The following is an 18,492-nucleotide window of genomic DNA, read 5'->3' on the forward strand; positions in this document are numbered from 1 at the left end:
TCACGCCTCGATCGAGGCGCGGATCGCGTCGACCAGGATCGCCAGCCCCTCCCGCGCCTCGTCCTCGGTGAGCGTCAGCGGCGGGCCCATCCGGATCACGTTGCCGTACAGGCCGCCCTTGCCGACCAGCAGGCCGCCGACCCGGCACGCCTCGAACACGCGGGTGGTCAGCGCCGCGTCCGGCTCGACGGTTCCCGGGTGGACGAACTCGACGGCGAGCATCAGGCCCTTGCCGCGTACCTCGGCGACCCGGTCCAGCCCGGCGGTGGCCGCGCGCAGGCCGTCGCCGAGGATCGCGCCGACCCGGGCGGCGTTGCCCTGGAGGTCGTGGTCGAGCAGGTAGTCGAGCACCGCGTTGCCGGCCGCGGTGGAGACCGGGTTGCCGCCGAACGTGGAGAAGCTGATCGCCGGCACCGACTCCAGCACCTCGGCCCGGCCGACCACCCCGGCGAGCGCGAAGCCGTTGCCGATGCCCTTGGCGAAGGTGAGCAGGTCCGGGGTCACGCCGTGCGCCTGGTAGCCCCAGAAGTGCTCGCCGGTACGGCCCCACCCGGTCTGCACCTCGTCGCTGATCAGCAGGATGCCGTGCTCGTCGAGCACCTTCTTCCAGGCGGCGAAGAGCCCGTCCGGGCCGTGCACGAAGCCGCCGACGCCCTGGACCGGCTCGGCGATCAGGCAGGCCACGTCGCCGGCGGTCTGGGTGGCGAGCACCTCGCGCAGGTCCTCGACCGCCGCGTCGACCCGGTCGGCGGCGTCGAGCCGGGCCAGCAGCCCGCGCAGCCGCTCCCCGGAGTGCAGCCAGGCCACCTGCAAGGGGTTCAGCGCGCTGGCCGACCAGCCGCGGTTGCCGGTGACGCCCATCGTCGCGTACGACCGGCCGTGGTAGCTGTTGCGCACCGCGAGGATCTGGTGCGAGCGCCGGTGGTTCGTGGCGACCAGCAGCGCGGCCTCGTTCGCCTCGGTGCCGGAGTTGGTGAAGAACACGCGGGCGTCCGGGATGCCGGAGAGCCGGGCGATCTTCTCGGCCAGCTCGACCTGCCGGCGGATCAGGTAGAGCGTGGAGGTGTGCACGAGCCCGGTCCGCAGCTGCCGCTCGACCGCCTCCCGGATCTCCGGGATGTCGTGGCCGACCATCGTGGTCAGCACGCCGCCGAAGAAGTCCAGATAGGTCCGGCCGGCCGCGTCGGTGACCCGGCGGCCGGACCCGGCGACGAGTTCCAGCGGTTCGGCGTAGTAGAGCGGCATCCAGGACGGGAGCACGGCGCGGTGCCGGGCCAGCAGGTCGTCGGAGGTCATCGGCGCACCCTTCAGCGGAGGTGGATCCCCGCACGTTCCCACCACGACCGGGGCCGGGACAACCGGCACTTCGCGGGCCGGCCCGGCGGTAGCATCCGGCGGGTGCGGACGGATCAGGTGACGTTGCCGGGCGGCGTGGCGGGGACGACGCGGGCGGACCTCCTGGCCGGGATCCGGTCCTGGGTGGAGTCCGCCCCGGTGCGGGATCTGGTGGCGCACTTCGGCGGCGACTGGCCCGACGGCGACCTCGCGGCGGTGCTGGCCGGCCTGGACGTGTTCTCCGCCCGCCGCTGGGACTTCCGGCAGGGACGGGAACGCCCGGACGCCCGGGAGCCGGCGTTCGACCCGGCCACCGCCGGGCTGGTGCTGCGCGCGGCCGCCACGCTGGGCCTGGTCCGCGCCGTCGCGCCGGCCCGATCCGGGTACGCGCACCTGCTGGTGCTCGGCGGGCTGGCGCACGCCTGCCTGCGGCGCACCGCGTACGCGGCGATGCTGGCCCGGACGGCGGCCGGGGTGACCGGCGAGGTGGCGGTGCTGGGCAGTTTCCGGCCGCTCTCGGCGGCCGAGTGCCGCACGCTCGACGCGGCCGGGGTGTCCGGCTGCGCCACCGAGGTCGACGTCCTCGACGCCGGGGTGCGGCTGGCGTTCGGGGTGGCCGAGCCGGACGACGAACGCGGCGAGCCCGCCGGTCATCCGCACCGGTCCTGGTCCTCGCGCACCTACCGGCCGGCCGGGCTACCCCCGGTACGGGTGCTCGCCGCGCCGTCGAGCGAGCCGGACCGGCGTCGCGCGCACACCGCCGACACGCAACGGTTCTGGGCCGAGCACGTGCGGCTGCGCGCGGGCGACGAGGTGCTGATGGTGACCGCACCGATCTACGTGCCGTTCCAGCACTGCGACGCGCTGCGGACGCTCGCCGTGCCGTACGGGTGCGGCATCGAGACGGTCGGCGTGGACCCGGCCGCCCGGGCCGCTGTCGACGTGCCGGAGCCGACCCTGACGCCGGGCCGCTACCTGCAGGAGATCCGGTCGGCGCTGCGGTCGATGCGCGCGCTGCACGCCACGTTGACGGCCGGCTGAACCGGCGTGCGGGCCGGCGCCCGGCGTACCGCCGCGCACCGGCCCGGGAGCGGGTGTCAGTTGACGTAGACCGCCGGGCTGCCGGTCTTGCTGGTGTCCTTCACCGGCGAGTACGAGGCGGTGAAGTACGCGGTGCCGAAGCACAGCGACGGGCCGGAGAACTTGGTCAGGGTCTGGTTGGTGAAGGTGATCGAGTTGGTGCCGTTGGACGCCGTACCGGTCAGCGTGTTCGTGCTGGTGCGGTAGACGCAGGTGATCGCGCCGAGCAGCGAGTTGAGCACGACGGTGCTCTGGATCGGCGCGGCCGCCGTGCCGGCGATGGTGACCACGCCGGCGCTGGTCACCGACGTGGTGTACGGCAGGTTGTTCACGGTGATGCTCTGCACGCCGGTGGTGCCGAAGACGTTCGTGGTGCAGCTGGAGAACGACTGCGCGGTCAGGCTCTCGGTCGCGGTGCCGGGGGCGGTCGGGTTGGTCAGCACCTTGGCGCTGAAGCTGGACGCGGCGCACTTGATGCCGGTGGTGCCGCTGGACGAGGAGTAGAACGTGGCGTTCGTGCCGCTGCGCAGGCTGGCCTGGATGACGTCGCCCACCGACACGGCGGTGCCGGCGACGGTCGGGTAGGTCAGCACGTTGCTGGCCAGCGAGGTGGTGGGTGCGGCGGTGGCGGGGGCGGCGCCGACCAGACCGGTCAGCAGCGCCAGGGCGGCGAGACCCGCGCCGATGCGTCCGTACCTGGGCATGGTTGTTCCTTCCGGCGGTGGGACAGGAAACGGTGCCGGCGGCGTCCGGGGTGGACGGAGCCGGTGGGTGCGGCGGCCGGGCCGCCGATGGTGGTGGTGCGCCGTTGCGGCCTCAGCGGGCCGGGCGGCGTGGCGCAGTGCGGCGACGCCGCGTCACCTCGGTCTTTCCGGCCTTGGGGGGACGGGTGCGCGCGGCGATAATGGCAGCCATCCGGCCCTCCTTCGACACGTACGGGGTGACCGACGAGGAGAGATCACCAGCGGTGACGGGGCGTGAACTGAGCGTGTCGAAAGTTATAAACCCCGGAGGGTCGTAAAGTCAACGCATCGAGAGAGGTCGACAGGTGACCATCCCGAGCCCGCCGTCACCGGCACCCGCACCCCTGCCGGGCGCCCGCCACGGCCGCGACCCGGACCGCGCCATCAAGCGCGGCCCGCGCCGGGTGCCGGCCGAGGAGGTGGCGGCGACCCAGCGCGACCGCCTCTTCGACGGGCTGGTCCGGGAGGTCGCCGCCCGGGGGTACGACAACGCCCGGGTCAGCGACATCTGCCACGCGGCCGGAGTCACCCGGCCCGCGTTCTACGCGCTGTTCAACGGCAAGCAGGACGCGTTCCTGGCCGCGTACCGGCACGGCATCGCCGTGGTGTCGCACCTGATGGAGGACGCCTACCGCGACGCCGGCCCGGCCTGGCCGGACGCGGCACGCGCGGCTCTGCGCACGCTGCTCGACGTGCTGGCGAGCGTGCCCGCGTTCGCCCGGATGGCACTCGTCGAGGTGGACGCGGCCGGCCCGGACGCGCGCCGGGAACGCGACGCGCTGCTGCGCAGCTTCCGCCGGTTCTTCGCCGGCACCGGTCCGGAGCCGGCGGAGGTCGATCGCGACGCGCTGGTGTCCACTGTGGTCGGCGGCATCCACGCCACCATCCGTGAGCGGGTGGCGCAGGGGCGGGCCGACGAGCTGCCGGCGCTGCTGCCGGTGCTCACGTACGCGGCCACCGCGCCGTTCCTCGGTCCCGAGGGCGCCCGGCGCGCCGCCCGGGCCGCCCGACCGGACGACGGACCGGCCGCCACGGCGCCGTGCGCGCCGCCCGCTCATCCCTGACCGATCAGAAACCGCAGCGGTTTTTCACTTTGGCCGCTTTTGGCAAATGCCGTCCAATGATCTGCTACAGGCAGTTGACCGGCCCTTTACTCAGCGGTAACTTCGGCCTGCGCCCACCCGGTGCGGACGCCCCGCGAATCCAATTCACATCGTCGCGGATGAATTGATCTCGAAAGGGAGCCAGCATGTCGGAGCAGATCGATCAACCGAGAAGCGGCGTACGCTGGCGCCGGTTCGCCGTCACGCTCGGCACCGTGACCGTCGGCGCGGCCGGCATGGTGATGCTCACCGCGCAGGGTGTCCTCGGCGCGCAGTTCGCCATCTCGGGCATGCCGTTCACCGTCACCGCCGACAAACTGGAGGGGACCGGGTTCGAGCAGTTCGCCACGCTCGACCAGATGATCCCGGACAGCCCCAACCAGGGCGACACCGGCGGGCAGGTGCTCGTGATCGTCTCGGCCATCGACAAGGCCGAACTGACGAACCTCTGCCAGAGCATCAACCTCGGCGGAACCAACCTGCGGATCACCGCCGGCAATTCCGGCAAGCCGGTGACCGCCCGCACGCTCGTGGTCGACGGCGACGAGATCGCCGGCAACGCCTCCTTCAAGAACATCGACGTCGGGCAGGACGCCAGCACCGTCGACAAGGTCCCCGGGGTCAAGGGCAACCCGGGCGTGTTCGCCCAGCAGGCCGACACGGTGACCATCACCAACCTGCGGCAGAACAACTACGCCACCACCGCCGCGATCTTCACGCTGCCCAACCTGCGCATGGGCTTCAGCTCCGACGGGTGCTGACATGAGCCCGGGACAGCACACGGCCGCCGGCGTCCGCGCACGCTGGCGGCGCTGGCGGCGCGCGCGACCGTTCACCGCCGGGCTGCTCATCGCGCTCGGCGGCGCGGAGATGCTGGTGACGCTGCGCGCGCCGCTCGGCGTCCTGCTGCACGTCGGGCCGCAGGGCCTGGCCGCGTACCTGGTCCCGGCGATCCTGGTGATCTGCGGCGTGCTGCTGATCACCACCCCGCAGCAACGGGTCTTCTACGCGGTGCTCTCCCTGGTGCTCGGGCTGGCCTCCTGGCTGACCTCGAACCTGGGCGGGTTCCTGGTCGGCATGCTGCTGGCGCTGGTGGGCGGGGCGCTCGCGTTCGCCTGGACCCCGGTCAAGCAGCGGCCGGCCCGCGCCGAGGCGACACCCGCCGCCGGCACGGCGGTCGCCGCCACCGCGCCCGGGCCGCGTGAACCGGTGGACAGCTCGGCGCCCACCGAGTCGCTCGACGCGCTCCTGTCGGCCGAACCGGGGCCGTCGCGGGACGCCCGGGCGGAACGCGGCTGACTCAGCGGGCGGTGTCCGCCACCGCCTGCGCGAACACCTCGGAGCGGTGCTCGAAGTTGCGGAACCGGCCGTAGCTCGGCGCGGCCGGGGACAGCAGCACCACCCCGCCGGCCGGGGTGAGCTTGCGGGACAGCCCGACGGCGGCGACCAGGTCGTCGGCCAGCTCGGTACGCACCGACGGCAGCCCGGACAGCGCCTCCACGATGCGGGGGCCGCTGTCCGGCACGCCGATCACGGTGATCTCCCGGTCGGCCAGGTGCGCGCGCAGCGGGCTGTAGTCCAGCCCCCGGTCGGCGCCGCCGACGATCACCGTCAACGGCCGCCCCTCGTACGCGTCGATCGCGTGCATGGCCGCGTACGGGCTGGTGGCGAGCGTGTCGTCGACGAACGTCAGCCCGGACGGGTCGGCGATCTCGGTGAGCCGGTGCGCCAGGCCCTGGAACTCGGCGACCGCGACGGCGAGGCTGTCCTTGCGCGCCACCACGTCGACGCCGAGCGCGTCCAGCACGGCGAGCGCGACGCAGAGGTTGCCCTCGTTGTGCCGCCCGACCAGCGGCAGCACCGCGCGCGGGAACAGCGGCGTGTCCCGCAGGTGGAACCACTGCGTGCCGTCCGGGCCGGAGGCCACGTGCGTGGTGTCCGGTGAGCCGGCCCGGATCGCGGCCCGGTCGCCCAGCTCCGCGGCCAGGCGCGGGTCGGCGCCGTTGACCACCACGGCGTGCGGGCCGTGCGCGACCAGGTTCAGCTTGTCCCGGTAGTACTCCCGCTCACCGCCGTGGGCGTCCAGGTGCTCGGGGAACAGCGCTGTCACCACCGCCACCCGGGGCGAGTCGGTCAGGTCGGCGCACTGGTAGCTGGACAGCTCCAGCACGTACAGCTCCGCCTCCGGCAGGTCCAGCAGCGGCACCCCGATGTTGCCGCCGAACACGTTCGGCCGGTCCATCGCGGTGAGCAGATGGCTGATCAGGCTGGACGTGGTGCTCTTGCCCTTGCTGCCGGTCACCCCGACGGTCCGGTCCGCGTGGTCGGCCATCCACAGCGCGCTGCCCTGCGTGACGGGCACGGACCGGCGGCGCAGCTCCACCATCCACGGGTGCGTGTTCGGCACGCCCGGCGAGCGGACCACCACGTCCGCGGCGGCCAGCCGGTCGAAGCCCGCCTCGCCGGTCACCAGCGGCGCCGCGTCGGCCAGCGGACCCTCCCAGGGCAGCGTGAGGAAGTTGGCGCTGTCGTCGACGACGACCAGGCCGGCCGGCCCGTGCGCGGCGATCGCGGTCACCGCGGCCCGGCCCTCGCGGCCGGCGCCCCAGACGGCGACATGACGTCCGCGCAGATCAGACAGGCGCACGGGCTCTCCTCGGACTCGGTCGGTGCACGGCGGTGGGGGTCGGCCCAGCCGGACACGGGCGGACGAACCAGGGCCTAGTATGGCGTGTGCCCAACGAGCAGCTGCGGCGGATGGACGCCTTCACCTTCCCGTCCTACTCGATCGACTTCGCCACCGGCGAGGTCCTGTTCGACTACGCCCTGACCGGTCCCGACGGCGAGCAGCGATTCACCGAGGTGATCACGCTCCCGCTGCCGGCCGAGCCGGTCTCCGACACCACAGCGGCCACCCTGGCGCGGGTCCTGGAGCTGCTGCACGTGGTCGCCGGCGTCAGCTACTACAAGGCCGCCGCGCCACCCCGGCTGGTGCTGCCCGCGCCGCTGGGCGCCGCCGCCGTCGAGCTGGTCACCGCCGTCTACACCAAGGGCCTCGCCGAGTACGCGTACCGCAACGAGCTGCCGCACGTGCTGGAGCTGCGTCCCGAGGTGCCCGCCGGGACGGTGGATCCGGCGCCGGCGCTGGACAACTCCGACCGGCGGCCGCTGTCGGCGGTGGGCGGCGGCAAGGACTCCATCGTCACGCTGGAGGCGCTGCGCCGCGCCGGCCTCGACCCGGTGCCCTTCTCGGTCAACCCGAACCACGTGATCGTGGCGGTGAACGAGGCGTCGGACCTGGTGCCGCTGGCCGCCCGGCGGCGGCTGGACCCGGTGCTGTTCGAGCTGAACGCGGCCGGCGCGCGCAACGGGCACATCCCGGTCACCGCGATCAACTCGCTGATCGCCGTGGCCACCGCCGTCCTGCACGGGCTCGGCCCGGTGGTGATGTCGAACGAGCGCTCGGCGTCCGACCCGAACCTGATCTGGAACGGCCACGAGATCAACCACCAGTGGTCCAAGGGCGTCGAGGCGGAAGGGCTGCTGCGCGCGGCGCTGGCCGAGCATGCCGGGCTCACCGAGCCGTACTTCTCGCTGCTGCGTTCCCTCTCCGAGCTGCACATCGCCCGGCTGTTCGCCGAGATCGACCGGTACGACGCGGTGGTGACCAGCTGCAACGCCGCGTTCAAGCTGCGCGACGCGAGCGAGCGCTGGTGCCGCGACTGCCCGAAGTGCCGCTTCGTGTTCCTCGCCATGGCCCCGTTCATGCCCCGGGAGCGGCTGACCGGCATCTTCGGCGGCGACCTGCTGGCCGACGAGTCCCAGGTGCCCGGCTACCGGGAACTGCTCGGCGTCGACGGGCACAAGCCGTTCGAGTGCGTCGGCGAGGTGGAGGAGTCGGTGGTCGCGCTGAGCCTGCTCGCCCAGCAGGACCAGTGGCGCGACGCCCCTGTGGTACGCGCCCTGGTCGCGGCCCTGCCCGACACCGCCTGGCAGGCGGCCGCCACTTCCGACGTGTTCACCCCCGCCGGCCCGAACTTCGTCCCGCCCCCCTACGCCAAAACCCTGACCGCCCTAACCTGACCCACCCCACCCCACCCCACCCCCGCCCCGCCGCCCGCCCCGCCCCCCGCCGCGTTGATCATGAAGTTAGCGGGGCGAATCCGGGCAAAACACCGGCCTAACCTCATGATCACCGCCTCGGCCCATCGATCTTGGAGTTGTGGCGGCGCGCATAAGCCGCGGTTTTGGGCATCTCGGGCGCCACAAGTCCAAGATCGGCGGGGTCGGCGGGACCGGCGTGACGGCCCGGGGGTGGGTCAGGGGGTTCGGATGGCGTCGAGGGCCAGCAGGGCCACGTGCAGGGACAGGCACCTGTCGACCGAGTCCAGGTCGGCGTCGAGGATGCGGCCGATCCGGGCCAGCCGCTCGTAGAACGCCGGCCGGGAAAGGTGCGCCGCGGCAGCGCCCGCCGACTTGTTCCGCCCCTGCTCCAGGTACGCGCGCAGCGTGCCGAGCAACTGCTCACGCGGGTGCTGGGCGTCGTACGCGAGCAGTGCCCCGAGTTCGCGCTCGACGAACGTCTGCAGCCGGGGCTCGTCGCGCAGCAGGTGCAGCAGACCGGCCAACCCGACGTGCGGCAGCCGGTAGCAGGGCAGGTCTCGGGGGTCCCGCCGCGCCGCCTCGGCGATCTGACGCGCCTCGACGAGTGAGCGGCGGGCCTCGCGCAGACTGCCCACGCCCGAACCGGCCGCCACCACGGTACGGGTGGCCGGAGGGCGGGACGGGGCGGCGTCGAGGCGTACCCGGCGCAACGCCGTGGCGAACGCGGCGAGTGCCTTCTCCTCGTCGGCCGCGTCGGGCAGGGCCAGCAGCGCCCCCACCGCATGGTCGTCGACGGCGCTGGTCAGGGCGGTGAGTTTGGCGTCCCGCACGGCCTGGCCGACCGCCTCGGCGAGGTCGCGCAGGCGGGCCGGACCGGCCTCGGGGTCGGCGTCGGCGCCCGGGCCGGCGGCCGGCTCGTCGCCACGGTGCCGGACCACCACGCCGACCAGGTGCCGTCGGTCCAGGACGACGCCGAGCGCCTTGGCGCGCAGCGCCACCTCGTCCACCGGGCGGGAGTGGTCGATGAGCGCGGTCAGCAGCGTACGGTGGATCTGCCGTTCCAGGCCCTCGGCGTCGCGCCGGATCAGCCGCCCCAGGGCCAGCGTGGAGGCGGCCCGCTCGATCAGGATGGTCAGCCGGGTCGGCGGGGTGGACTCGGCGACGGGCCAGCGCAGCAGCAGCCGTCCCCAGTCCTGCCCGCGCGCCCCGACGGTGGTGACGAGCCAGCCGCTGCCCGGGTCGTACGCGGTGCGCCCGGCCGGGCGGATCTGCCGGGAGTGCTGTTCCCAGCCGTCCAGCAGCAGTTCCGCGTTCTCCCCCGCCGGGTCGTACGCGAGCACCTGCCGGGACAGGTTCTCCAGCACCATCGGGCAGCCGGCCAGTTCGGCGGCCTGCCGCAGCACCTCGGCCGGTTCGGCGCCCTCCACCGACAGGTCGGTGAACCGCTGGTGGATCTCCTCGGTGGCGCGCAGCTCGGTGAGCTGGGCGTCCACGATCAGCCCGTGCACCGCCTCGGTGATCCGGACGAACGGGGTGCCCCGGCGCAGCTCGACCAGGGGCAGGCCGCGGCGTTCGGCGGCGGCGGCCATCACCCGGGGCACTCCGGTGAGGTACCGGCGGCCCAGCTCGACCACCAGTCCGGAGGCGCCGACGTCGGCCAGGGTGCCGATGAACTCGCGCAGCCCGGCGTCGTCGGCCGGCAGCCCGATCCCGGTGGTCAGGACCAGTTCCCCGCCGCCGAGCAGGGTGGCGATGTCGGGCACCTCGGCGATGTGCACCCACCGCACCGGCCGGTCCAGCCCGGCGTTCCCGGCGACCAGGCGCGGCGCACCGTGGCGCATCGGCACCAGGTCCAGGACCTCACGCACGGTAGGGAACACGGGCGACACGCTACCCTGCGTCACCGTCGTTGCCGAGGGCCGCACCGGCCGGGCTGCGGGATCAGTCGACGCCGAACTCCATGGCGGCCCGGTCGAGCGCCTCGTCCTCGGCGGTGGGCACGCCCCGGGACGCGATGGCCTCGGCGCCGCCCTGCGGCATGGCGCCGATCAGCCCGGTCGAAGCGGCCTGGGCGGCGCCCACGACCCGCTGCGGGTTCCCGCCGCCGACCATGCCGACGGAGGCGTACTGCTCCAGCTTGGCGCGAGAGTCGGCGATGTCGAGGTTGCGCATGGTGAGCTGGCCGATCCGGTCGGCCGGGCCGAACGCCGAGTCCTGGGTGCGCTCCATCGACAGCTTGTCCGGGTGGTAGCTGAACGCCGGGCCGGTGGTGTCGAGGATCGAGTAGTCCTCGCCCCGGCGCAGCCGCAGCGTGACCTCGCCGGTGACCGCCGTGCCGACCCAGCGCTGCAGCGACTCGCGCAGCATCAGCGCCTGCGGGTCCAGCCAGCGGCCCTCGTACATGAGGCGGCCGAGGCGGCGGCCCTCGTTGTGGTAGTTGGCGAGCGTGTCCTCGTTGTGGATGGCGTTGACGAGCCGCTCGTACGCGGCGTGCAGCAGCGCCATGCCGGGGGCCTCGTAGATGCCCCGGCTCTTGGCCTCGATGATCCGGTTCTCGATCTGGTCGGACATGCCCAGGCCGTGCCGGCCGCCGATGGCGTTGGCCTCCAGCACCAGGTCGACGGCGCTGCCGAACTCCTTGCCGTTGATCGTCACCGGGCGGCCCTGGTCGAAGCCGATGGTGACGTCCTCGGTGGGGATCTCCACGGACGGGTCCCAGAACTTCACGCCCATGATCGGCTCGACCGTCTCGATGCCGGTGTCCAGGTGTTCGAGCGTCTTGGCCTCGTGGGTGGCGCCCCAGATGTTGGCGTCGGTGGAGTACGCCTTCTCGGTGCTGTCCCGGTAGGGCAGGCCGCGCTCCAGCAGCCACTCCGACATCTCGGTGCGGCCGCCCAGCTCGGTGACGAAGTCGGTGTCCAGCCACGGCTTGTAGATCCGCAGCTGCGGGTTGGCCAGCAGGCCGTACCGGTAGAACCGCTCGATGTCGTTGCCCTTGAACGTCGAGCCGTCGCCCCAGATCTGCACGTCGTCGGCGATCATCGCGCGCACCAGCAGCGTGCCGGTCACGGCCCGGCCCAGCGGCGTGGTGTTGAAGTAGGCCCGCCCGCCGGAGCGGATGTGGAAGGCGCCGCAGGTCAGCGCCGCCAGCCCTTCCTCGACCAGGGCGGCGCGGCAGTCGACGAGGCGGGCGACCTCGGCGCCGTAGGTGTGGGCGCGGCCGGGCACCGAGGCGATGTCGGGCTCGTCGTACTGGCCGATGTCGGCGGTGTAGGCGCACGGGATGGCGCCCTTGTCGCGCATCCACGCGACCGCGACCGAGGTGTCGAGGCCGCCGGAGAAGGCGATGCCGACACGTTCGCCGATGGGCAGGGAGGTGAGAACCTTGGACACAAGGAAGATTATGCACGCCGTCGCATGGTCATGCAAGCCGGTCGTCAGAGCGGGTCGTCCCGCCCCAGCTCCCAGAACGCCACCGCCGCCGCGGCGGCCACGTTCAGCGAGTCCACACCGCGCCGCATCGGGATCACCACCCGCACGTCGCTGGCGGCCTGCGCCGCCGCGGTCAGTCCCGGCCCCTCCGCCCCGAGCAGCAACGCCGCCCGCTCGCGCTGCGCCGGGGTCAGCCGCTGCATCGGTACGGCATCAGGCGCGGGCGTCATCGCGAGCACGGTGAACCCGGCCGCGCGGACCTGGTCCAGCCCGCCGGGCCAGCGCTCGAGCTTCGCGTACGGCACCGCGAACACCTCGCCCATGCTGACCCGTACGCTGCGCCGGTAGAGCGGATCGGCGCAGGTCGGCGACAGCAGCACCGCGTCGACACCGAGCGCTGCGGCGCCCCGGAAGATCGCGCCCAGGTTCGTGTGGTTGTTGACGTCCTCCAGGATCACCACCCGCCGGGCGGCGGCCAGCACCTCGTCGGCCGAGCGCAGCGGCTTGCGGTGGAACGACGCGAGCACGCCCCGGTGCACGTGGAAGCCGGTGGCGCGCTGGAGCACGTCCGGCGTGGCCGCGTACACCGGTGCGTCACCGGTGTCCAGATCGGCGAGCTGGTCCACGCGCTTGGCGTCGACCAGGTACGACCGGGCCGGGTAGCCGGCCCGCAGCGCCCGCCGCAGCACCAGCTCCCCCTCGGCGATGAACAGCCCGTGCGGCGGTTCCCAGCGGGTACGCAGCTCCACGTCGGTGAGCGCGCGGTAGTCGGCGATCCGGTCGTCGTCGGGGTCGGTGATCTCGTGGACGGGCACCACGCGATTCTGCCCGGCCCGCCGGGGGCGCCCCGGCACGGGCCGGGTTTCCGCCGCCCCGGGCGGGGAACGGAGCCCGAAGGCCGACGCGACGGAGGGACCACGATGGGCGCGGATCACGACGGCAACCTCCCCCGCGACGCCACAGTCGCCGACTACCTGGTGGCCCGGCTCGCCGAGTGGGGCGTACATCGCTACTACGGCTACCCGGGCGACGGGATCAACGGCATGACCTCGGCGCTGCAACGCGCCGAGGGACGCGCCCGGTTCATCCAGGTCCGGCACGAGGAGACCGCCGGTTTCGCGGCCGGCGCGCACGTCAAGTACGGCGGCGGCCCGCTCGGCTGCGTGGTGGTGACAAGCGGCCCGGGCGCGATCCACGCCCTCAACGGCCTCTACGACGCCAAGCTCGACCACCAGCCGGTGGTGGCGCTGCTCGGGCACACCGCGCTGCCCGCCGAGGGCGGCGGCTACTACCAGGAGGTGGACCTGCTCTCGCTCTACAAGGACGTGGCGTCGGCCTTCCTGGCCCAGCTCGACGATCCGTCGCAGGCCCGGCACCTGGTGGACCGGGCCTGCCGCACCGCGCTCGCCCGGCGTACCGTGACCGCCCTGGTCCTTCCCTCCGACGTGCAGGACCTGCCGGCGGTGCCGCACCCGCCGCACGCGCACGGCTACTACCACACCAGCGCGGTGCCGAGCAGCGAGCCGACAGTGCCGCCGGAGGCCGACGTGCGCCGCGCGGCCGAGGTGCTGCGCGGCGGCCAGCGGGTGGCGATGCTGGTCGGGCAGGGCGCGCTCGGCGCCGAGGACGAGGTACGCCGGATCGCCGACCGGCTCGGCGCCGGCGTCGCCACCGCGCTGCTCGGCTTCACCGCCGTCGACCACCGGCAGCCCTGGGTGACCGGCGCGATCGGCCTGCTCGGCAGCCGCCCCAGCTGGCAACTCATGCGCGAGTGCGACCGGCTGCTGATCGTCGGCAGCCAGATGCCGTACTCGGAGTTCTACCCGCCGGAGGGGCAGGCCCGGGCGGTGCAGATCGACATCGACGGCAGCCGGATGGGGCTGCGCTACCCGACCGAGGTGAACCTGACCGGCGACGCCGGACCGACGCTGCGCGCCCTGCTCCGGGAGCTGGGCCCGGGGCCGGGCCCGACCGCCTGGCGGGCCACCATCGCCGACGCCACCGGCAAGTGGCGGGCCGCGCAGCGCGAGGTCGCCGCGCAGCCGGCCGACCCGGTGAACCCGCAGTCGCTGTTCACCTCGCTCGACGACGCGCTGCCGGACGACGCCGTGCTCGCCGTGGACTGCGGCACCGCCACCGCCTGGTACGCCCGGCACGTGCGCGTGCGCCCCGGCATGCTGGCGAGCCTCTCCGGCACGCTGCTGTCCATGGGCGGCGGCATGCCGTACGCGCTGGCGGCGAAGTTCGCCCACCCGGACCGCCCGGTGATCGCGCTGCTCGGCGACGGCGCGATGCAGATGAACGGCGTCAACGAGCTGATCACTGTGGCGAAGTACTGGCGGGAGTGGGCCGACCCCCGGTTCGTGGTGCTCGTGCTCAACAACCGTGACCTCGCGTTCGTCAGCTGGGAGCAGCGGTCCAGCGAGGGCACGCCGATGTTCCCGGACAGCCAGGACCTGCCGGACGTGGCGTACCACAAATGGGCGGAGGTGCTGGGCCTCGGCGGTGAGCTGGTCGACTCCCCCGACCGGGTGGACGGCCTGTGGCAGCGGGTGCTCGACGCGGACCGGCCGGTGGTGGTCAACGCGGTGGTGGACCCGGCCGAGCTGATGCTGCCGCCGCACTTCACCGCCGAGCAGGCCCGCAAGACCGCCACGGCGGTGCTGCGCGGGGACAGCGACCGGGCCGGCATCGTGCGCCGCGGCGTACCGGCCGCGCTCGCCACGTACCGGCCCCGCCGCCGGGGCCGCTGAGGCGTCAGGCCCGCGCGTAGCGCAGCAGCACCGACCGCCCGTCGAACTGACGCGTCTCGACCAGCCGCAGGTGCTGGCGGGCCAGGTCGGGCAGCACCTGCCGTCCGCCGCCGAGCACCACCGGGTGCACGATCACCTCGTAGGTGTCGACGAGCCCCAGCGCGGCCAGCGCCGTCGCCGCGCCGGTGCCGCCGGTGACCAGCAGGTCGCCGGGGAACCGCTCGCGGACCTCGGCGAACTCCTTCGCCAGGTCGCCGCCGCCGACCACCACGGCGCCGTAAGGAGCCTCGGCGAGCGTGCGGGAGACCACGATCTTCGGGGTACGCCGCCAGATCGGCGCGAACGCCAGGTCGTGCGGGTGGTCGGAGATCGACTCGACCTGCGGCCAGTAGGCGGCCATCATCTCCCACACCCGCCGCCCGTAGACGAAGGCGGAGGCCCGCTCGGCCAGGTCGATCGAGTACGCCGACAGCTCCTCCCCCATCTCCGGCCAGTCGAACTCGCCGTTCGGCCCCTCGATGAAGCCGTCGACGGACGTGTGCACCCCGTAGCTGACAGTGCCCATGATGTGTTCCTCCGCGTTGCGGCGCGTCCCGGTCGGGTGCGCTCGCCGGTGGGTCGGAGCCGTCCGCCCGGATCCGACAACCCGGCCCCGACGACTCCCGGCCAGGCTACGGTCCGGCCAGCCGCCGCTCGATCTCGTCCGCCGTGGCGGTGGCCCCGATCCGGGCGGCCACCTCGTGGGCGCGTCGCCAGACGTCCCGGGCCGCCTCGGCCCCGGTCAGCCGCTCCACCGCCCGAGCCAGGTCCATCAGGGCCTCCAGCTGCAGCGGCGGGCTGGCCGTCAGGTCGTCGGCCGCCTGTTCGAGCAGGACCCGCGCCCGCGCCGGGTCGCCCGACATCAGGCTGATCCGTCCCTGCGCGTACCGGGCGTAGGCCAGGTAGGCGGCGACCCGCATCTCGCGGGCCTGCTCCAGGGCGGTGTCGGCGTATCCGGCCGCCTCGCCCAGCCGGCCGTGCCCCGCGAGCATCGCGGCGACCTCGCTGAGCAGCGCCACCTCACCGAGCCGGTCACCGTGCCGCCGGACCAGTTCCAGGGCCTCCAGGTACGCCGCCCGGGCCTCGTCCACCGCGCCACGGTGGTCGTGCCAGCGGCCCGACGCGCGCAGTCCGAACGCGAGCGGCCGGGGCGTGCCGGCGGCCCGCAGCAGCGCGACGGCCCGGGCGAGCGTCTCCCCGGCTGCCGGGTCGCCTTCCTGGAACTGGAGGACGCCCAGCCGGGCGAGTTTCGGTCCGGCGGCCACCTCGTCGCCGGCCTCCTGGTACAGCTCGATGGAGCGGACCAGGCTGGCGCGTGCCGCCGGACGGTCGCCCAGCCCTTCGTACACCTGGTTCTCGACGCCGGCGATGTCGGCCCGCAGCCAGGGCTGGGCGAGCGGCTCGGCCGCCGCCGCGGCGGCCCGCGCGTAGCCGAGCGCGGCCTCCAGGTCACTGCGTAGCAGGGCCGCGAACGCCACGCAGAGCCGGAGCCGGGCGATCCCCTCCGGGTGCCGCCGGCGCTCGGCGGCCGCCAGCCCGATCTCGGTGACCCGGGTCAGGTCGTCCACCCGGGCGTCGACGAACAGGTAGTAGTCGCAGTGCCAGGCCAGCGCCCAGGAGTAGTCCTCCAGGCCGGGCGTCGCGGCGGCCTGCTCGATGCCGGCGAGCAGGGCGGCCCGTTCGGCGCCGAACCAGCGTTTCGGGTCGTGCAGGTGCTCGCCGGTGGGCGCCGGTGACCTCGGCAGGTCGGCGACGATGACGGCGCCGCCCTCCTGGCTCAGCGCCACGCGGGCCTGCTCGGTCAGCGTCAGCCAGGTGCCGAAGACGCGCCGCAGCACCTCCGGCCGCTCCCGCGGCCCCTCCTCCCGCGCGGCGCGCTCCCGGGCGAACGCGCGGACCAGATCGTGCAGGTGGTAGCGGACCTGGCCCAGCTCGTCCGGTCCGGTCACCTCGACCAGGTTGGCCTCGACCAGACCGGTGACCGCGTTCGCCGCGCCCGCCTCGTCGTCGAGCAGGACGGCGGGCAGCCACGGAGGGGCCCGGTCGAGGTCCAGCACGGCGAACCGGCGCAGGAGCCGGCGGGCCGGCTCGTCCAGCGCCACGTACGCCGAGTGGAACGCCGCCCGTACGCTGCGGTCGGCGCGGGCGAGATGGTCCAGCCGGTGCGAGAGTTCGGCGAGCTGCGCCGCCGCCTGCCGCAGCGACAGCACGCCGGGTATCGCCAGCCGGGCGCCCGCGATCCGCACCGCCAGCGGCAGCAGCCCGCAGTGGTGGACGACGTCCGACGCGGAGCCGGGCTCGGCGGCGACGCGGTCCGGGCCGATGATGCCGGCCAGCAGCCGCAGCGCGTCCGCCTCGGGCAGCGGCTCCAGCCGCAGCTGGTGGGCGCCGTCGACGTCGACGAGCGCGCGCCGGCTCGTGACCAGCACGACGGTGTCCGTCCCGGGCAGCAGGGGGCGCACCTGCGCCGCGTCGGCCGCGTTGTCCAGCAGCACCACTCCGGGCCGCTCGGCCATCGCGCCCCGGAACAGCGCGGCGCGTTCCTCCAGGTCCGCCGGGATCTGGGCGCCGGGCACGCCGAGCGCCCGCAGGAACCGCCCGAGCACCTCGACCGGGGGCGCCGGATGGTCGTGCCCGTTCAGGTCGACGTAGAGGTGCGGACCGGGGTACGCCGGGCCGAGCTGATGGGCGATCCGGACCGCGAGGGTGGTCTTGCCGACGCCGGGCAGGCCGCTGATCGCCGTCACGGCGACCGCCGGCCGCTCCGGAAGCCACTCCAGGACCGCCGCGATCTGTTCCTCCCGGCCGACGAAGTCGGTGAGGCCGGCCGGAAGCATCCGGACCGGCGGGCGTGCGGCCCCGTCCGGTCCGGCGGCACCGTGTCGCGCGGCGGCTCCGTGTTGTGCGGCGACTCCGTGTTGTGCGGCGGCGGCCGGGCGCGGTCCGGCGGCGGGCGGGTGGTCCGGCGGCGCGACGACCGACCCGGCGTCGAGCGCCGGCCGGAGGCTGGGGTCGTTGCGCAGGATCAGGTCGCGCAGCCGGATCAGCTGGGCCGTGGGGTCGATGCCGAGCTCCTCGGCCAGGCGGCGGCGCAACTGGTCGAACCGGTCCAGCGCCTCGCCCTGCCGGTCCGCCAGGTAGAGGGCCCGCATGAGCTGACCCACGAGCGACTCCCGCCACGGGTACGCCTCGACCAGCTCGGTGAGCCGGCCGATCACGCTGTCGTACCGGCCGAGGCCCAGCTCCAGGCCGAGGCAGCGCTCGACCACTGTCATCCGCCGTTCGTCGAGACGCTGCGCCGCCGCGGTGAGCGCCGGCGTACGCAGGCCGTCGAGCGCCGGACCGCGCCACATCGCCAGCGCCTCGCGCAGCCCGGACACCGCCTCCTCCGGGGCGCCGCCCCGGTCGAGGAGCCCTTCCGCCCGGCGTACCCGTTCCTCGAAGACGTCCAGGTCGAGTTGACCCTCGGCGACGGTGAGCAGATATCCGGAGCCGTGGGTGCCGATCACGTCGCCGGGCAGACCGGCGGCGCGCAGCGCCCGTCGCGCCGCCGCGACCCGGTTGCGGACCTGGACGTCCGCGCTCGCCGGCGGATGGCCGCCCCAGGCCGCGTCCATGAGACGGGACACCGGGACGATCCGGTTGGCTTCCAGCAGCAACGCGGCGAGCATGGCCTGACTGCGCGGGCCACCGACGCGGACCGTCCGATCGTCGAGGCACACCTCGACCGGGCCGAGCAGCCGAAACATGACCGCCGGCACCATTCGCTCCCCCCGAAGCGCGCGGACCCGGGCGACCACGTCAAGATCGCCCTCTGGCCCCACCCTAGACGAGTTCGCGCGAGGCCAGGGGGTGACGCGTACCAGCGGTGACCGGGGGGACACACCACTGTGTCCGGTCGTC

14 protein-coding genes are annotated in these 18,492 nt (G+C 74.1%); 6 read left to right on the top strand and 8 right to left on the bottom strand.

The features are described 5' to 3' along the window. Positions 1 to 1,296, bottom strand: coding sequence for an aspartate aminotransferase family protein (locus tag J3R08_RS21120; protein ID WP_209962576.1), 1,296 nt, complete (start codon positions 1,294 to 1,296; stop codon positions 1 to 3). Between the two features lie 117 nt (positions 1,297 to 1,413). Between J3R08_RS21120 and J3R08_RS21125 the strand changes: the two genes are divergently transcribed. Continuing rightward, positions 1,414 to 2,376, top strand: a complete 963-nt coding sequence (locus tag J3R08_RS21125; RefSeq protein WP_113972447.1) for a hypothetical protein — start codon at positions 1,414 to 1,416, stop codon at positions 2,374 to 2,376. Positions 2,377 to 2,432: 56 nt separating this feature from the next. On the opposite strand, the gene J3R08_RS21130 is transcribed toward J3R08_RS21125, so the two are convergent. Then, entirely contained in the window at positions 2,433 to 3,119 is a 687-nt protein-coding gene (locus J3R08_RS21130; RefSeq protein ID WP_030500321.1) for a hypothetical protein, read from the bottom strand. 344 nt (positions 3,120 to 3,463) lie between these two features. On the opposite strand from J3R08_RS21130, the gene J3R08_RS32515 reads away from it, so the two are divergent. From J3R08_RS32515 to J3R08_RS21145, 3 genes are all read left to right on the top strand, one after another. Next, on the top strand, positions 3,464 to 4,222 hold the full coding sequence (locus J3R08_RS32515; protein WP_043329745.1) for a TetR/AcrR family transcriptional regulator: 759 nt from the start codon (positions 3,464 to 3,466) through the stop codon (positions 4,220 to 4,222). A gap of 185 nt (positions 4,223 to 4,407) precedes the next feature. Continuing rightward, positions 4,408 to 5,022 (top strand): DUF6230 family protein, encoded by a 615-nt coding sequence (locus J3R08_RS21140; protein ID WP_030500319.1) that lies wholly within the window; start codon positions 4,408 to 4,410, stop codon positions 5,020 to 5,022. A gap of 1 nt (position 5,023) precedes the next feature. Further along, positions 5,024 to 5,560, top strand: a complete 537-nt coding sequence (locus tag J3R08_RS21145; RefSeq protein ID WP_113972448.1) for a DUF6114 domain-containing protein — start codon at positions 5,024 to 5,026, stop codon at positions 5,558 to 5,560. A 1-nt stretch (position 5,561) separates the two neighbouring features. Here the strand turns inward: J3R08_RS21145 and murD are convergent, their stop codons facing one another. Then, a complete protein-coding gene (gene murD, locus J3R08_RS21150) occupies positions 5,562 to 6,908 on the bottom strand; it encodes a UDP-N-acetylmuramoyl-L-alanine--D-glutamate ligase (RefSeq protein WP_209962578.1) in 1,347 nt (448 codons plus the stop codon). Positions 6,909 to 6,994: 86 nt separating this feature from the next. On the opposite strand from murD, the gene J3R08_RS21155 reads away from it, so the two are divergent. Beyond that, positions 6,995 to 8,344 carry a hypothetical protein gene (locus J3R08_RS21155; RefSeq protein ID WP_209962580.1) on the top strand — a complete coding sequence of 450 codons (1,350 nt, stop codon included), beginning with the start codon at positions 6,995 to 6,997 and terminating at the stop codon, positions 8,342 to 8,344. Between the two features lie 236 nt (positions 8,345 to 8,580). Here J3R08_RS21155 and J3R08_RS21160 read toward each other — a convergent pair whose 3' ends face one another. From J3R08_RS21160 to J3R08_RS21170, 3 genes are read right to left on the bottom strand one after another with little or no spacing between them, the layout of a single operon-like run. Beyond that, positions 8,581 to 10,254 carry a PucR family transcriptional regulator ligand-binding domain-containing protein gene (locus J3R08_RS21160; RefSeq protein ID WP_064445362.1) on the bottom strand — a complete coding sequence of 558 codons (1,674 nt, stop codon included), beginning with the start codon at positions 10,252 to 10,254 and terminating at the stop codon, positions 8,581 to 8,583. Between the two features lie 52 nt (positions 10,255 to 10,306). Then, positions 10,307 to 11,758: an argininosuccinate synthase gene (argG, locus tag J3R08_RS21165; protein ID WP_064445361.1), complete on the bottom strand. Its 1,452-nt coding sequence runs from the start codon at positions 11,756 to 11,758 to the stop codon at positions 10,307 to 10,309. A 44-nt stretch (positions 11,759 to 11,802) separates the two neighbouring features. After that, positions 11,803 to 12,651: an RNA methyltransferase gene (locus tag J3R08_RS21170; protein WP_280841854.1), complete on the bottom strand. Its 849-nt coding sequence runs from the start codon at positions 12,649 to 12,651 to the stop codon at positions 11,803 to 11,805. Positions 12,652 to 12,717: 66 nt separating this feature from the next. Between J3R08_RS21170 and J3R08_RS21175 the strand changes: the two genes are divergently transcribed. Further along, on the top strand, positions 12,718 to 14,550 hold the full coding sequence (locus J3R08_RS21175) for a thiamine pyrophosphate-requiring protein (RefSeq protein ID WP_209962582.1): 1,833 nt from the start codon (positions 12,718 to 12,720) through the stop codon (positions 14,548 to 14,550). A 4-nt stretch (positions 14,551 to 14,554) separates the two neighbouring features. Here J3R08_RS21175 and J3R08_RS21180 read toward each other — a convergent pair whose 3' ends face one another. Further along, positions 14,555 to 15,115 (bottom strand): dihydrofolate reductase family protein, encoded by a 561-nt coding sequence (locus J3R08_RS21180; protein ID WP_209962584.1) that lies wholly within the window; start codon positions 15,113 to 15,115, stop codon positions 14,555 to 14,557. A 106-nt stretch (positions 15,116 to 15,221) separates the two neighbouring features. Further along, positions 15,222 to 18,338 (bottom strand): BTAD domain-containing putative transcriptional regulator, encoded by a 3,117-nt coding sequence (locus J3R08_RS21185; RefSeq protein WP_209962585.1) that lies wholly within the window; start codon positions 18,336 to 18,338, stop codon positions 15,222 to 15,224. Between the last annotated feature and the right edge of the window lie 154 nt (positions 18,339 to 18,492).

The organism is Micromonospora sp. HB375 (assembly GCF_017872985.1).
Classification (GTDB): domain Bacteria; phylum Actinomycetota; class Actinomycetes; order Mycobacteriales; family Micromonosporaceae; genus Micromonospora; species Micromonospora chalcea.

What these genes read in the sequence shown, in the direction of transcription:
- J3R08_RS21140 (WP_030500319.1), top strand. Translation starts at nt 4,408, where the DNA reads ATGTCGGAGCAGATCGATCAACCGAGAAGCGGCGTACGCTGGCGCCGG.
- J3R08_RS21180 (WP_209962584.1), bottom strand. Translation starts at nt 15,115, where the DNA reads ATGGGCACTGTCAGCTACGGGGTGCACACGTCCGTCGACGGCTTCATC.
- J3R08_RS21130 (WP_030500321.1), bottom strand. Translation starts at nt 3,119, where the DNA reads ATGCCCAGGTACGGACGCATCGGCGCGGGTCTCGCCGCCCTGGCGCTG.
- J3R08_RS21145 (WP_113972448.1), top strand. Translation starts at nt 5,024, where the DNA reads ATGAGCCCGGGACAGCACACGGCCGCCGGCGTCCGCGCACGCTGGCGG.
- J3R08_RS21185 (WP_209962585.1), bottom strand. Translation starts at nt 18,338, where the DNA reads ATGTTTCGGCTGCTCGGCCCGGTCGAGGTGTGCCTCGACGATCGGACG.
- J3R08_RS21175 (WP_209962582.1), top strand. Translation starts at nt 12,718, where the DNA reads ATGGGCGCGGATCACGACGGCAACCTCCCCCGCGACGCCACAGTCGCC.
- J3R08_RS21120 (WP_209962576.1), bottom strand. Translation starts at nt 1,296, where the DNA reads ATGACCTCCGACGACCTGCTGGCCCGGCACCGCGCCGTGCTCCCGTCC.